Consider the following 14,959-nt stretch of genomic DNA (forward strand, 5'->3'; position numbering starts at 1 on the left):
TTAAAATGAAAAAAAATAAAATGAAAAAAATACTAATCAGCATTTTGCTTTTGACTGTAACAGCAGGTTACAGTCAAGAGTTGAATGTTCCAGTAGCTACTCAATATTTAGCTGATAACCCGTTTGTCGTTTCACCCAGTTATGCTGGAATTGGTGATAATTTTAGAATTAACCTTAATGGATATCAGCAGTGGGTTGGTGTTGCAGATGCTCCTAGAAGTCAGGCACTTTATGCCGATTTTAGAGTATTAGACCAATCTGGATTAGGACTTACTTTGTATAATGATTCCAATGGAGATACCAAACAAGCCGGAGGGAAGCTTACTTTTGCTCATCATATCATTTTGGACTATTATACTAAACAATATCTTTCATTTGGTCTTTCGTATATTTATAATACCTTTCGAATAGATCTTCCTAATTTAAATGGTACCTCTATGGCAAATGATCCAGGTATAACAGACAATCGCTCAACGGTTAACAATAACTTTGAGGTTGGATTTCTTTACCGTAACAGAGGGTTTTATGCAAGCGCAACTGCTACCAATATTTTGCAAAAAAACCTCGATTTTACAACAACAAAACTGGAGCCTAATTTGCTTTCTAATTATCAATTGTATTCAGGATATGTATTTAATATTGGAGATAGACAAGAATTAGAACCATCTGTTTTTTATCAATTATTTCAAAGTGATGGACGTTCCAATACGGATTTAAATATTAAGTATCGCCAATTCAATAGATATGAAGATTATTATTGGGTGGGAGCAAGTTATCGTTTTTTGAATGATCAGATTGGTCAGCCACTAGGAATAGGTCCAATAATTGGATTTTCTAAAGGATATTTTTCAATGGGTTATTCTTATCAAGTAACATTAACCAATGATTTGGCAACTCGTAATTCTGGAACCCATTCTTTTACAATTGGATTCAGATTCTTGCAAGGACTAAGCAACTGTCCATGTACCCAAGGACCTGTGCATGATTAGATAATATTTTTTATAATAAATAATAAGCCCTATTGATTCCTTTTCTAAGGATTTAATAGGGTTTTTTATTGATATGATTAACTTTTATTATAGTTTGAATTTCAATTATCAGTCCCATCTGTTCGTTATTTTGTTATCGATTTTTAGTTTTATCTAGGAGAATACAGTATTTCTAATGGTTATTAATTTCAATCATCATAAATTCTTTATATTTATTTTCTATTTACATCGATTTCGTTGGTAATTTCATATTTTTTTAGGAATATCAAATTTAATACTTATTTAAAAGTTATATCTTTGGCATTCTTTTAAAAACAACTAAAAAAAAGAACCATGAAGACTTTGAATGATTTTGATTTTAATAATAAAAAGGCAATAATAAGAGTTGATTTTAACGTGCCATTAGACGAAAAATTTAATGTAACAGATGCTACTCGTATCGAAGCTGCAAAGCCAACTATCGATTATATTTTATCGAATGGTGGTAGTGTTATTTTAATGTCACACCTAGGAAGACCAAAAGGAGCAGAAGAAAAATATTCATTAAAACATATCCTAAAAACTACTTCAGATATTTTAGGTGTGCCTGTACAATTTGCTGCCAATTGCATTGGTGCTGAAGCTCAAGAAGCTGCCAAAAATTTGCAACCAGGACAAGTATTATTATTAGAAAATTTACGTTTTCATGATGAAGAAGAAGCTGGAGATGTTGCTTTTGCAAAAGAATTAGCTTCACTTGGAGATATTTATGTTAACGATGCTTTTGGTACTGCACACAGAGCACATGCTTCTACAACTATTATTGCACAGTTTTTCCCAACTGAAAAATGTTTCGGAACATTATTGGCTAAAGAAATTGAAAGCTTAAATAAAGTTTTAAAAAACAGTGAAAAACCTGTAGTTGCAGTTTTAGGAGGTTCTAAAGTTTCTTCTAAAATTACAGTTATTGAAAATATTCTTGATAAAGTTGATCACATGATTATTGGTGGTGGAATGACTTTTACTTTCATCAAAGCACAAGGAGGTAAAATAGGAGAATCTATCTGTGAAGATGATAAACAAGAATTAGCTCTTGAAATTTTAAGATTGGCTAAAGAAAAAGGAGTTCAAATTCACATTCCTGTTGATGTAATTGCTGCTGATGATTTCTCAAATACTGCAAATACTCAAGTTGTAGATGTAAGAGAAATTCCTGATGGATGGCAAGGTTTGGATGCAGGTCCTAAATCTTTGGAAAATTTCAAAAAGGTAATTTTAGCATCTAAAACAATTTTATGGAATGGTCCTTTGGGGGTTTTCGAAATGGAAACTTTTTCAAAAGGAACTATTGCATTAGGTGATTATATCGCTGAAGCTACTGAAAATGGAGCTTTCTCATTAGTAGGAGGTGGAGATTCAGTTGCTGCCGTAAAACAATTCGGTTTTGAAGACAAAATGAGTTATGTTTCTACTGGTGGTGGTGCTATGCTAGAAATGTTAGAAGGTAGAACTTTACCTGGAATTGCAGCTATACTTGACTAAGAAGTTTATTATCTTATTAAGTTTTAAATAATTTATTTTATACTAACCTCTAGTTGCTAAATATGCAATTAGAGGTTTTTTTATTTAATAAAATACTAAATGTCAATATTTTACGTTATCAAATTGTAAATCAATTTTTAGTAGTTCATTTAAAAGCCTTTTTGAGGTTTTATTTTAAGTTTTTTTTTAAATATTTTACCTTTTTACGGTTTTTTTAATTGCATTTTTTGAAATTTTTTCCTCACAAATGGTCATAAATTAGGTTAAACGACGATTTTATTTGTATATTTAACATTATTTATGATTTTGTTTAGAGAATACCTTCTAATTTTGCATAAATTTATTTCTAAGAATCTGAATAATAGCAAATTAAAATACTGTTATGAAAATAAAAAATATCACACTTTCGTTTTTTTTGATGTTCACTATTTGTGGATTTTCCCAGAATGCTGTTGGAAATTTAGAAGGTGAAAGTGTACCAAAACCAATTTCATATTTAGATTCTATAAAAAACTCTTTCGTATCTTACAATCGTACTGTCAAAAGTGATAGTCTATGGATGAACCAAATAGGTAATTCTCTTGATATTTACAATAATTGGGCTACTGAAATAAATACTGTAAATGTTGATAAAGATATTGATAAAGAGCTACCAACCGAATTATTAAAATCTCGATTAGCTGCAATGGATGCCAAATCTCCTTTTGACATCGAATACAATCAAGGTTTAGAAAATTTAATAAAGTCCTTCCTTAAAAACAGAAAAAAAGCTTTCGCCAATCAAATGGCAGTCGCCCAATATTATTTCCCTATTTTCGAAGAAGCGCTAGCAAAGCAAAATGTTCCTTTAGAAATTAAGTATTTAGCTGTTGTAGAATCGGCATTGAATCCAAAAGCAGTTTCCAAAGTAGGTGCAACAGGATTGTGGCAATTCATGTACCAAACTGGAAAACAATACAATTTAAATATAGATTCTTATATAGATGAACGTTCTGATCCTTTAAAGGCATCCGAAGCAGCAGCTCAGTATATGACCAATATGTTTGCCATATTTAATGATTGGAACTTAGTTTTAGCTTCGTATAATTCAGGCCCAGGAAATGTTACAAAGGCGATTCGTCGTTCTGGTGGGCAACAAAATTTTTGGAATATCAAAAAGAACTTACCGTTAGAAACTCAAGGTTATGTTCCTGCATTTCTTGCTACTATGTACATTTATGAATACCATAAAGAACATGGAATCAATCCTAAACAAGCTTTAGTTAGACATTTTGAAACCGATACCGTAATGGTGAAAAAAGAAATGTCTTTTGCTCAAATTTCTAATTTATTAGATATTCCTATTGAGCAATTACAAGCTTTAAACCCCTCTTACAAGCGTAATGTTATTCCTAGTTATGAAGGTAAAAATCATTACTTAAGACTTCCTTCTTGCAAAGTCGCTGTTTTTACTTCTAATGAAGATAAAATATATGCTTACGTTCAATACGAATTGGATAAGAAAGAAAAAACAAATCAGAATAAGAAAAATGCTTTCATAAAAGATTCTACAGCTTTAGCATCGAATAGTAAAGTCAGGTATTACAAAGTCAAGAAGGGTGACAATTTAAGTGATATTGCTAGCAGAAATAATGTTGATATTTCTGATTTAAAAAAGTGGAACCGTATTAATGGAAATTCTGTAGCAGCAGGTAAATCATTAAAAATTATTTCTGATAAAGAAACTGATACCAATATAGCTTTAGCTTCAAATCAGGATAAAAATAAGGCAATTGTTGTTAAGGATAATACTAATGTAGCGACAACAGAATCTAAAATTTCAGTTGAAAAAAAGGATTCATTAATTACTGCTAATGCTTCCAATTTCTATATAGTTCAAAAAGGAGATAACTTGAACACTATTGCTAAGAAATACAATACAACTGTAGCGGAAATTAAAGAATGGAATCATTTAACTTCTGCAAGCATAAAATTAGGAGCTTCAATACAAGTAAGTAATGTTGCTGTTGAAACTAATGAAGCAGTTGCCGTCGTAGCTCCAGTTGCTCCAGAACTGAGAGATATTAGATATGAAGTTCAAAAGGGAGATAACCTTGGGAGTATTTCGAAAAAATTTGGTACTTCAATAGTTGAATTAAAAAGCTGGAACAATTTACACTCTAATAATCTAGCTCTTGGGAATGTTTTAATTGTTGCCAAAAATGAAATCGCAATTAATACTAATTATGCTACTGTAGATTCATTCAAGAAAAAAGAAACAACTACTTCTTCAAAAAATGCAGAGACTAATTATTTAGTTCAAAAAGGAGATTCATTGTTCAGTATTTCAAAAAAATATCCTGGCGTTACCGTATCTGATTTGCAAAAATGGAACAACATTACGGCTGATGACTTAAAACCTGGTATGGGTTTAAAAATAAAAGGATAGACTTCGTTTAAAATTATATCTTAATGCTAAAAAAAACCACCTTCGCTTTTGCGCTTCTTTTGCTTTTAAATTCATGTGCTGCTCAAGATAAAAAGTTCTCTAAGAACAACTGGTATGCTTTTACCAAAACAAATAATCAAAAAAGTATTTCATCAGAAGTCTATGATTTTAGTGATGATATGATTCGAATGTATGGAGAGAATATTGGTTATCTAATAACTGAAAAAAGCTATAAAAACTTCGAATTGAGTCTTGAATTTAGATGGAATATAGAAGAAAAATATAAAAGAGGTTCAGCTACTAAAAACAGTGGGGTGATGTACAATATACCAACTGATTCTCCTGATCATATCTGGCCAAAAGGAATTCAATTTCAAATGAAAGAGAATACTACTGGGGATTTTATTTTTTTAGATAATATAACAGCGGTAGTAAACGGTAAATTAGTGGAAGCGGGTGCAAGTGTGGTTTCACCTAAATTTAGTGCTAACGAAAATCCTTACGGGGAATGGAATCAAGTTTTGATTCGCTCATTTAATGGAAAAATCACTCAATATTTGAATGGTAAGCTAGTGAATCAATGTACCGAAGCTTCTTCTACGGAAGGTAAAATTTCTTTGAATTATGAGGGTTCGCCAATTGATTTTAGAAAATTTAAATTAAAAAATATTTCTAAAGACGAAAATTAAGTCTTTTTTTCTTTGATGAATAACTATCTAATCAATGAATAAAATTTTCTTTTTTTCTTTGGTAACATTCTTGTTTTTTTCTTGTTCTAAGAAAAATGAAAACAGTACTAGACCTTCAACAGCTAAGATTAATTCTATTTCGATAGTTATTGACGATCAGTTGTGGAATGGTATAATTGGGGATAGTATCCGAAATAAATTTGCTAGTCCAGTAGAAGGTCTGTCTAAAGAAGAACCTCAATTCGATATTAATCAGTATCCAATTCATGTAATGGAAGGTTTTGTTACCAAAAGCAGAACTGTTATTGTTGTTAAAATTGGAAATGAAAATTATTTTAAGATCAATAAAAATCAATACGCTACGCCTCAAAATGCGATTCATATTACTGGTAAAAGCATTTCAGATATATTGGATATTATTGAGAAAAGAGCTCCACAAATTATTAAAAGCATTCAAGAAGAAGAAATCAAATCGCATCAACTTTTGCTAAATGATTCGTTACTCAACCCATTAGTAATTCAAAAGCAATTTCAACTTCGTTTAAAAATTCCTAAAAGTTATTCTTATGCTTTAAAAAACACAAGTTTTATTTGGCTTAAAAATGAATTTACTAGTGGGAATACAAGTTTGCTCATTACTCAATTGCCGATAAGTGTTATTCATTCTAATGACAATGTTTTGGAAAAAGTTATACAAATTCACGATTCAATAGGGGCTTTATACATAAAAGGGAAAGATGCAACTTCTGGTTTTTATATTGATAAATCCTATCCTATTTATCAATCCAAAATCACTCTTGATGGCAAACTAACGTATGAAACTAAAGGGACTTGGCGATTGAAAGATAATTTTATGTTTGGTGCATTTATTAATTATTTAATTGTGGATTCAAAAAATAATCGAATTATTTTTCTAGAAGGATTTTGTTACATTCCTTCAAAAGAGCAACGTGATTACATGCATGAATTAGAGACTATAATTAAAAGTGTGCAGTTAAATTGATTTTTTAGAAATAATGATTTTACTTTCTAAATTATAAAAAACAAATAATATTTCCTCAGATGTCTATAGAATGGAAAATAAAGCCTTTTGAGGCATTAACGGTAACCGAATTATACGATATACTTCAATTACGAAGTAAGATCTTTGTAGTAGAGCAAAACTGTGTCTACCTTGATTTGGATGGGAAGGACAAAGTGGCTTTACATCTTTTTGGAATTTATGAAGATAAAATTGTTGCTCATGCAAGACTTTTAAAAGCGGGTATTTCTTTTGATACTGCTTCCATCGGAAGAGTGACAGTAGATTCTAATTACAGAGACCGAAAATGGGGACATGATTTGATGCAAAGAGCCATTGAAGGTGTTTTTGAACATTTTAGCGAAAGCCAAATCACTATTGGAGCTCAATTGTATTTGAAGAAATTCTACGAGAAACAAGGTTTTGTACAATCAAGCGAAATGTATCTTGAAGATGATATTCCGCATATTGTAATGATTAAGAACTAATTTTTCCAAATAAACCTGAAACAACTAAGCTGTGATAAAGGAGTTAGTTTTAAAGACAGCATTACCAAGTCCTGAACTTTCTGAGTTTGTAGGAAGTTTTTGGATGCTCATCAATAATTCAGATAATGAAAAAGATATTGCTACTTTGCCAGATGGTAGAGTTGATGTGCTTTTTACTTTTTCTGAGACTGAGCCTTTGAATGCTATGCTTATGGACTTAGACAGGCAATCTTCGCAAACCCTGTTTGCTGTAAAAACGACCATTTTTGCAGTTAGTTTCAAATTACTTGCCGTTGAATATATTCTTGAAACATCGGTTGCAGATCAACAAAATATTCCATTATTTCTTCCTGACAATTTTTGGAACATTACTATTGATGATTTAAATGACTTTGATCATTTTGTAAAGAAGATTTCTCAAAAGATGCTCAGTATTCTAAAAGATAAAAAAGTCGAGGATAAAAAGCGTAAATTATTTGAATACATTTATGCATCAGATGGTTCAATGACTGTGAAAGAATTATCAGAGAAATCATTTTGGTCAAGCCGAGAAATCAATCGTTACTTTAGTAAATATATTGGGATTTCATTGAAAGAATATTGCAATATTCTGCGGTTCAAAGCATCATTACCGCAAATCAAAGAAGGTAAATTTTTCCCGGAACTTAACTTTGCAGACCAAGCCCATTTTATAAAAACTGTCAAAAAACATTCTGGTTTAACACCAAAAGAATTAAATAAGAATGAGAATGACCGATTTGTACAATTTTTAGATTTACCCAAGAAGTAATTTTGCATTGTAATTATAAAATCACTGTAAAATGAATTTACTAAAAAATAAAAAAATTGCTATTATTGGCGGAGGCCCTGGTGGATTAACATTAGCTAGGCTTTTACAAAATAAAGGTGCTACTGTAAATGTATACGAAAGAGATTTCAATAGAGAGGTAAGAGCTCAAGGCGCAACACTTGATTTACATCATGAATCGGGATTAAAAGCATTGGAAGCGGCAGGTTTGATGGATGTTTTCAAAGCAAATTACAGACCTAATGCTGACCGACTTCGTGTTGTTGATGAAAATGCAAAAATCTTTTTTGATGAACATGATAATGAAGCTAAAGGTGATTTTGGCGATGAATGGTTCAGACCCGAAATTGACCGTGGACCATTGCGTAATCTCTTATTAGATTCTCTATCGGAAGATACCGTTGTTTGGAATAGTCATGTTTTTTCGCTTGAAGAAATCGATAATCAATGGAAAATTATTTTTGAAAATGGAAATACTGTCATTGCCGATATCGTAATTGGCGCAGATGGTGCTAATTCCAAAATTCGTCCATTTGTAACTCCAATTAAGCCTTTTTATTCTGGTGTAACTGTATTAATGGGAAATATTTATGATGCAGAAAAGAATACTCCTAGAATTAATGACCTGCTACAAGGCGGAAAAATTATGGGTTTTGGTGATTCAAAAACATTGAGTGTAAGTGCTAAAGGTGATGGTAGTTTGGATTTTTATGCTGGTTGGAATGTGGATGTTGATTGGATTAAAAATAATGATATAGATTTTAAAAATAATCAACATGTTTTAAAATGGTTTAAGAAAGAATACTCGAAGTGGGACAATATTTGGCTTGAATTATTCGAAGCTGAGAAAAATTATCTTGTTCCAAATCCTTTGTATTGCATGCCATTGAACCAATCTTGGGAAGCACAATCCAATATCACATTAATTGGTGATGCAGCACATTTAATGCCTCCTTTTGCAGGTGAAGGCGTAAATATGGCCATGCTAGATGCTTTACAATTAAGCGAAAGTTTGACTAAAGATGATAATATTGATTTAAAATCGGCAATAGCTCATTATGAGAAACAAATGTTCGAAAGATTTGCGGAAGTTGGAAAGGAAACAATGGATAACACTGATTGGATGCACTCGCCTGAAGGACTAAAAAAAATAACAGAAATGTTTAATCAAATGCCAAACTAAAAAGCAATTGGTTTTGGGAATGAATTGGAACAAAGAGTAGTAACAAATAATAGCACTTTGGAAATTCTATTGTAATTTTGAATTAAGGCATAGTTAATAATTTTATAAAGTGTTTTATTTACAAACACCTTAAGCATGTTGATATTATCGTAAAATAGCGATAATTTTTTATTCGGTTATAATTAAAAAAATTGGAACAATGGGAGCTAAAAAAGAATTGTTAGAAAAGAAAAAAATAGAATTATTAAAGATATTAAAAGATCGTTTTGAGAAAAACAGTGATCGCCATAAAAATCTCGAATGGAAAAATATTCAGGTAAAATTAGAAGCTAATTCTGAAAAATTATGGGTATTGAATGAAATGGAAGAAACAGGTGGAGAACCAGATGTTGTAGGATATGATAATAAGATTGACGAATATATTTTCTTCGATTGTTCCGTCGAAAGTCCTTCTGGCAGAAGAAGTTATTGTTATGATCGAAAAGCTTTGGATGCAAGGAAAGCTAATAAACCCACTGATAGTGTCGTGGAAGTGGCAGCTAGAATGGGTGTAGAACTTTTATCAGAAGAACAATATAGAGACTTACAGCAACTAGGGAAGTTTGACAATAAAACATCTAGCTGGATTGCAACACCAGCAGATATTAGAAACCTAGGAGGTGCAATCTTTGCCGATTACCGATACGGAACTGTGTTTATATATCACAATGGAGCGGATTCTTATTACGCCGCCAGAGGATTTCGAGGTTCGCTTAGAGTTTAAATTTTCAAAATCGAATTATATTCTGGTGTTGAATTCAGAATACTAACTGCCTTTTTGATTTCAGGATTGTTCTTTATGTAATAATCATAAAGTCCTTCTTGGTATTGGTACCGCTTGATGATTTCGTCCAGAAGCAATCCTTTTATTTCCTTTTGATTTTTGTCTAATAATACATTCTCCGATTTTTGAAGTGCGGTAAGCAATTGTTGATACTCTGCAGTAATTGCTTCATCTAATTTTTCTTTTTTGGCTGTAGCCAAAGTGTTTTTTAAAGCTATTTCTGTTTCAGTATCAAAATTGATTTTCTTAGTTTTTAGATAATTTTTAAAATCAGTATAATCAGCATCTGTGATTACAGGGATTTTTGCTCCTAAATTTGGATTTTTGTAATAATAACTAGTTGCGTAATCAAAAATGCCATCGTTTTTTAATAAGGCATTGGCAATAGGACTCGTTTTTGTTTCTTCCATTTCGATGTCTGGCAAAACACCACCGCCATCATATACGGTTCTTCCTTTTCTGGTTTTAAAGGTGTTGTAGTTTTTAGCATCAGTTCTGGTGGCCACGCCGTTTTTGTCTTTATGCGCATAATCCAAAGCTTGAATACATCTTCCTGAAGGTGTATAGTAACGGGAAATTGTTACTTTTAGTTGAGTTCCATAGGTGAGATCTATTGGTTTTTGTACCAATCCTTTTCCAAAACTACGGCTTCCTAAAATCACAGCACGATCTAAATCCTGCAAAGCTCCCGAAACAATTTCTGAGGCAGATGCACTTCTTCCATTTACTAAAATCACCAAAGGAATTGTAGTATCTACTGGCTCTTGTGTGGTTTTATAAGTGTTGTTGTGCTTTTCAACTTTGGACTTGGTTGTTACAATGATTTCATTTCTAGGTACAAAAATGTTGCAAATGTTTACCGCTTCGTTCAATAATCCACCAGGATTTCCTCTTACATCCAAAACAATTCTTTCGGCACCTTGTTTTTTTAATTGTTCTAGTGCTTCTCTGGTTTCAGAAGAAGCTTTTTTGTTGAAATGAGCTAAAACAATGTAACCCGTTTTATCATCAATCTTAGCAAAATAAGGAACCGATTTGATTTCGACTTCATCCAAAACAATAACCGTCGAATAGGTTTTTCCTTGGCGAATGTATTTGATGTCAATTTTAGTGTTTTTAGATCCTTTTAGAAGCTGTGAAGCATCATCTTTAAAATCGGCTAATGGTGTGTCTCCAATTTGAATGATTTCGTCACCAGCTTTGAGACCAGCTTTATCGGCAGGAAAATTTTTATACTGTTCTTTTATAATTAATTTATCATTTTCGCGAGTAATTAATGCTCCAATTCCTGTATATTCCCCTGTATTGTTAATCTTAAACTTAAGCACTTCTTGTTCATTAAAATAAACGGTATAAGGGTCAAGAGAATTCAACATTCCCTTGATGGCGTTATTCATCAACTCAGCTGGAGTGGTTTCATCCACATAATTCTTATTCAATTCTTTGAACATGGTTGTGAAAATTTCCAATTGTTTGGCAATCTCAAAATAGTCGTCTTTGAAACTTACCCCCACAAACAAAAATGCGGATGCAACTACAGGTATAATGACTTTTTTTTGGAAAAAATTCGTTCTCATTTTCAAAGGGATTGATTTTATTGTACTAAAATAATAATTAAATGTAACAAAGGTTTATTTTATTGGCCTCAAATGTAAAATACGTCAGCTAAATAATGTAGATTTTAATTTGACTGCTAAAAATTTATTGTTGCTTTTTTTCTGAATTTAAATCTGACTGCTTTATCTGCAACGCGAATTTTTCAAATAACTGTATAGTTTTAGTATTGATTTCTTCAAAAGTCAATCGGTCTTTACATTGGTAAAATAGCATAAAAGAATATGGTTGATCTAGATTGTCAATTAGTAAATGTTTATTGAGTCTATAGGTTTCTCGCAATACTCTTTTGAAATAATTACGGTCCACTGCTTTTTTGAAGTATTTTTTTGAAACTGAAACGCCAATTTTTATTTTTTCTTCTTTACCAAAAGTTCCAGTATTGTAAACTAATCTCAAAGGATATTTTGCCACCGATTTGCCTTCGGTAAATAATAAACCAATAGTGATTTTGCTTTTTAGTTTTTCGCTTTTAGGATAGGTAAAATTCATTTTATAAAATAGATGCGTTATTGTAGAGCAAAGGTACAATTAATGTGCGGTCGTACAATAGATGGTTTTTTATGTTGCCGAATAAGTATTAAGCGTGAAAATTTGTTTGTGTTTTGTTTATTTATATCAAAAAATTTCTTAAATTGTTGTCTTTCAAAAGAGTATATTTTCATTTATTAATTTGGAATAGTTATAAATAGACTAAAAATATATTTACTACTTTTGTGGCAAATTTAAAAGTATGCAGAAGTTAATTTCGTATCCATTATCTTTTATCGTTTTGGTGTTAATTTTATTGACTTTGGTGATTTTTCATCCAATTCAATGGATTTGTTTAAACGTTTTTGGGTATCAAGCTCATAAAAAAAGCGTTGATTATCTGAACTTTGTATTGTTACAAATTGTTATTATTTTAGGAACTACTTTTAGTTTTGAGAATAGAGAAAGTATTCCAAAAGGAGTGCCAGTTATTTTTGTAGCCAATCATCAAAGTTTATATGATATTATTGCAATGATTTGGTTTTTGAGAAGGTCTCATCCCAAATTCGTAAGTAAAAAAGAATTAGCAAAAGGAATTCCAAGTGTTTCTTATAATTTGAGACATGGAGGATCGGTAGTTATAGATAGAAAAGATCCGAAACAAGCTATACCTGCCATCAAAAAAATAGCAGATTATATTGAACAGCATAAACGTTCGGCGGTAATTTTTCCTGAAGGGACACGAAGCCGAAACGGAAAACCAAAGGAATTTGCTCAAACAGGTTTGAAAATTTTATGTAAAAATGCCCCATCGGCACATATCGTTCCCATAAGTATTAATAACTCGTGGAAACTTTTAAAATACGGCTCTTTTCCTTATGGTTTAGGAAATCATATTACCTTTGTGGTACATGAATCATTTGCAGTTAAAGATTTTGAGTTTAAAGAGATCATGCAAAAAACAGAATCAGCTGTTGTAAACGGAATAAAAATTTAATAATTAGTATATAATGTCTATAAAAAACATTCGTCTAGAAGTTATGCAATTTCTAGAAAATAAAGTAGAGGGATTTATGGACCAATATCTAATCCCTGTGGAGCAGATTTGGCAGCCATCTGACTTTTTGCCTAATTCAGAAAGTGATAATTTTCTAGAAGAAGTAAAAGAATTAAGAGAAATCTCTAAAGATTTGCCTTATGATTACTGGGTTGCGATGGTGGGTGATATGATTACCGAAGAAGCCTTGCCAACCTACGAAAACTGGTTAATGGAACTAGAAGGTGTTGACAATGAAGGTAGAAATTCATGGTCTCAGTGGGTTCGCCAATGGACTGGTGAAGAAAATCGTCATGGTGATTTACTGAATAAATACTTGTATTTGTCAGGGCGTGTAAACATGCGTGAAATCGAAATGACAACACAGCATTTAATTAGTGATGGTTTCGATATTGGAACCGGAAGAGATCCATATAAAAACTTTGTGTACACTAGTTTTCAAGAATTAGCGACTTATGTATCTCACAACAGAGTTTCGCAGTTGGCTAAATCTTATGGTGATAAAAAATTATCCAAAATGTGCAAAATGATTGCTGGAGATGAAATGCGTCACCATCACGCATACAGCCATTTTGTAACCGAAATTTTTAAATTGGATCCAAGCGAAATGATGCTTGCGTTTCAATACATGATGAAAGCAAAAATTGTAATGCCTGCCCACTTCTTGAGAGAATCTGGACAAAAAATAAGCTCCGCATTCGAACATTTTTCTGATTCTGCACAACGAATTGGGGTGTATACCGCCAACGATTATGTAGATATTATGCAGAAATTAGTTGAAAAATGGGAAATCGACAAAATTGGTGGTTTAACTGATGAAGCAGAAAAAGCCCGTGATTACTTGATGAAATTGCCTTCTAGAATGGCGAAAATTTCAGAAAGATTGGTTATTCCAACAGAATCATTTCAATTTAAATGGGTAGAACCGGCTAGATTGTAAATTTAAGATTGCAGAACTCAGATTTTAGATTTTTTTAAAATTGACATTGCAATTGATATTGATTTTTGATATTAAAATTAACATTGCTGATTTTTGAGGTTTAGACTTTAAAAATCAGCTTTTTTTATAAATATAAAACAGTAAATGAGTAATCCAGATCTAATAAATAAAACCATCCTTTTTGTAAAAGAAAAATTAGCCAATGCCGAAGGAGGTCATGATTGGTTTCACATTCAGCGAGTGTATAAAAACGCACTTTTAATTGCAAAAGGAGAAAGCTGTGATGAAACAGTCGTTAAACTCGGAGCTTTACTTCATGATATCGCTGATAGTAAATTTCACGGTGGAGACGAAACTGTTGGTCCAAAAGTAGCGCGTGAATTTCTGGAAAAAGAAGGTGTTTCAGAAGATATTATTATACATGTTATCCAAATCATCAATAACATCTCTTTTAAAGGCGGAAATAACGAAAAGCAATTCTCGTCTATCGAATTGGATATCGTTCAGGATGCGGATCGTTTAGACGCAATAGGAGCTATTGGAATTGCTAGAGCGTTCAACTACGGCGGATTTAAAAATAGAGCGATGCATAATCCCGAAATAGCGCCACAATTGAGTATGACCAAGGAAGAGTATAAAAATACTCAGGCGCCAACAATCAATCATTTTTATGAAAAGTTATTATTGCTAAAAGACAAAATGAATACCGAAACCGGAAAACAAATTTCCCAAAAAAGACATAATTATATGCAAGGTTTTTTAGCTCAGTTTTATGCCGAATGGGATGGGGAGCTATAAGTGAGTAGTAATATTCTAATAATTGAATGAAGGGATTTAAGTGCTTCAATTTGAGTTATTAAATTTTTAAAATAATAAAAAATACAATATGTTTTCAGGAAGATTTTCATCCAAATAGAGATGATTATA

At 31.7% G+C, this 14,959-nt stretch carries 14 protein-coding genes; 12 read left to right on the plus strand and 2 right to left on the minus strand.

What is annotated here, in order from left to right; translation table 11 throughout:
• The first annotated feature begins 20 nt into the window (after nucleotides 1–20).
• The 9 genes from ACUN3A_RS09745 to ACUN3A_RS09785 all read left to right on the plus strand — a co-directional run bounded on the left by ACUN3A_RS09745 (nucleotide 21) and on the right by ACUN3A_RS09785 (nucleotide 9,890).
• A complete protein-coding gene (locus ACUN3A_RS09745) occupies nucleotides 21–989 on the plus strand; it encodes a PorP/SprF family type IX secretion system membrane protein (RefSeq protein ID WP_445551099.1) in 969 nt (322 codons plus the stop codon).
• Between the two features lie 333 nt (nucleotides 990–1,322).
• Nucleotides 1,323–2,510 (plus strand): phosphoglycerate kinase, encoded by a 1,188-nt coding sequence (locus ACUN3A_RS09750; protein ID WP_445551100.1) that lies wholly within the window; start codon nucleotides 1,323–1,325, stop codon nucleotides 2,508–2,510.
• A 382-nt stretch (nucleotides 2,511–2,892) separates the two neighbouring features.
• On the plus strand, nucleotides 2,893–4,938 hold the full coding sequence (locus ACUN3A_RS09755; protein WP_445551101.1) for a LysM peptidoglycan-binding domain-containing protein: 2,046 nt from the start codon (nucleotides 2,893–2,895) through the stop codon (nucleotides 4,936–4,938).
• A 23-nt stretch (nucleotides 4,939–4,961) separates the two neighbouring features.
• Nucleotides 4,962–5,627: a 3-keto-disaccharide hydrolase gene (locus tag ACUN3A_RS09760; protein WP_445551102.1), complete on the plus strand. Its 666-nt coding sequence runs from the start codon at nucleotides 4,962–4,964 to the stop codon at nucleotides 5,625–5,627.
• Between the two features lie 34 nt (nucleotides 5,628–5,661).
• Nucleotides 5,662–6,630 (plus strand): DUF4837 family protein, encoded by a 969-nt coding sequence (locus ACUN3A_RS09765; protein ID WP_445551103.1) that lies wholly within the window; start codon nucleotides 5,662–5,664, stop codon nucleotides 6,628–6,630.
• 59 nt (nucleotides 6,631–6,689) lie between these two features.
• Nucleotides 6,690–7,136, plus strand: coding sequence for a GNAT family N-acetyltransferase (locus tag ACUN3A_RS09770; RefSeq protein ID WP_445551104.1), 447 nt, complete (start codon nucleotides 6,690–6,692; stop codon nucleotides 7,134–7,136).
• A gap of 31 nt (nucleotides 7,137–7,167) precedes the next feature.
• The gene (locus tag ACUN3A_RS09775) at nucleotides 7,168–7,926 is read left to right on the plus strand and encodes a DUF6597 domain-containing transcriptional factor (protein ID WP_445551105.1); all 759 of its coding nucleotides are present in this window, start codon (nucleotides 7,168–7,170) and stop codon (nucleotides 7,924–7,926) included.
• Between the two features lie 31 nt (nucleotides 7,927–7,957).
• Nucleotides 7,958–9,127 carry an FAD-dependent oxidoreductase gene (locus ACUN3A_RS09780; RefSeq protein WP_445551106.1) on the plus strand — a complete coding sequence of 390 codons (1,170 nt, stop codon included), beginning with the start codon at nucleotides 7,958–7,960 and terminating at the stop codon, nucleotides 9,125–9,127.
• A 199-nt stretch (nucleotides 9,128–9,326) separates the two neighbouring features.
• Nucleotides 9,327–9,890 (plus strand): DUF4256 domain-containing protein, encoded by a 564-nt coding sequence (locus ACUN3A_RS09785; protein ID WP_445551107.1) that lies wholly within the window; start codon nucleotides 9,327–9,329, stop codon nucleotides 9,888–9,890.
• Here the strand turns inward: ACUN3A_RS09785 and ACUN3A_RS09790 are convergent.
• Nucleotides 9,887–11,527, minus strand: a complete 1,641-nt coding sequence (locus ACUN3A_RS09790) for a S41 family peptidase (protein ID WP_445551108.1) — start codon at nucleotides 11,525–11,527, stop codon at nucleotides 9,887–9,889. The genes ACUN3A_RS09785 and ACUN3A_RS09790 overlap by 4 nt on opposite strands.
• 124 nt (nucleotides 11,528–11,651) lie before the next feature.
• On the minus strand, nucleotides 11,652–12,056 hold the full coding sequence (gene rnpA / locus ACUN3A_RS09795) for a ribonuclease P protein component (RefSeq protein WP_445551109.1): 405 nt from the start codon (nucleotides 12,054–12,056) through the stop codon (nucleotides 11,652–11,654).
• A 241-nt stretch (nucleotides 12,057–12,297) separates the two neighbouring features.
• Here rnpA and ACUN3A_RS09800 point away from each other — a divergent pair, with 241 nt between their 5' ends.
• From ACUN3A_RS09800 to ACUN3A_RS09810, 3 genes are all read left to right on the plus strand, one after another.
• The gene (locus ACUN3A_RS09800; protein WP_445551110.1) at nucleotides 12,298–13,032 is read left to right on the plus strand and encodes a lysophospholipid acyltransferase family protein; all 735 of its coding nucleotides are present in this window, start codon (nucleotides 12,298–12,300) and stop codon (nucleotides 13,030–13,032) included.
• A gap of 13 nt (nucleotides 13,033–13,045) precedes the next feature.
• Nucleotides 13,046–14,032 carry an acyl-ACP desaturase gene (locus tag ACUN3A_RS09805; RefSeq protein WP_445551111.1) on the plus strand — a complete coding sequence of 329 codons (987 nt, stop codon included), beginning with the start codon at nucleotides 13,046–13,048 and terminating at the stop codon, nucleotides 14,030–14,032.
• Between the two features lie 144 nt (nucleotides 14,033–14,176).
• On the plus strand, nucleotides 14,177–14,830 hold the full coding sequence (locus ACUN3A_RS09810; RefSeq protein WP_445551112.1) for an HD domain-containing protein: 654 nt from the start codon (nucleotides 14,177–14,179) through the stop codon (nucleotides 14,828–14,830).
• Nucleotides 14,831–14,959: the final 129 nt, after the last annotated feature.

This window comes from Flavobacterium sp. WC2509 (assembly GCF_052683105.1).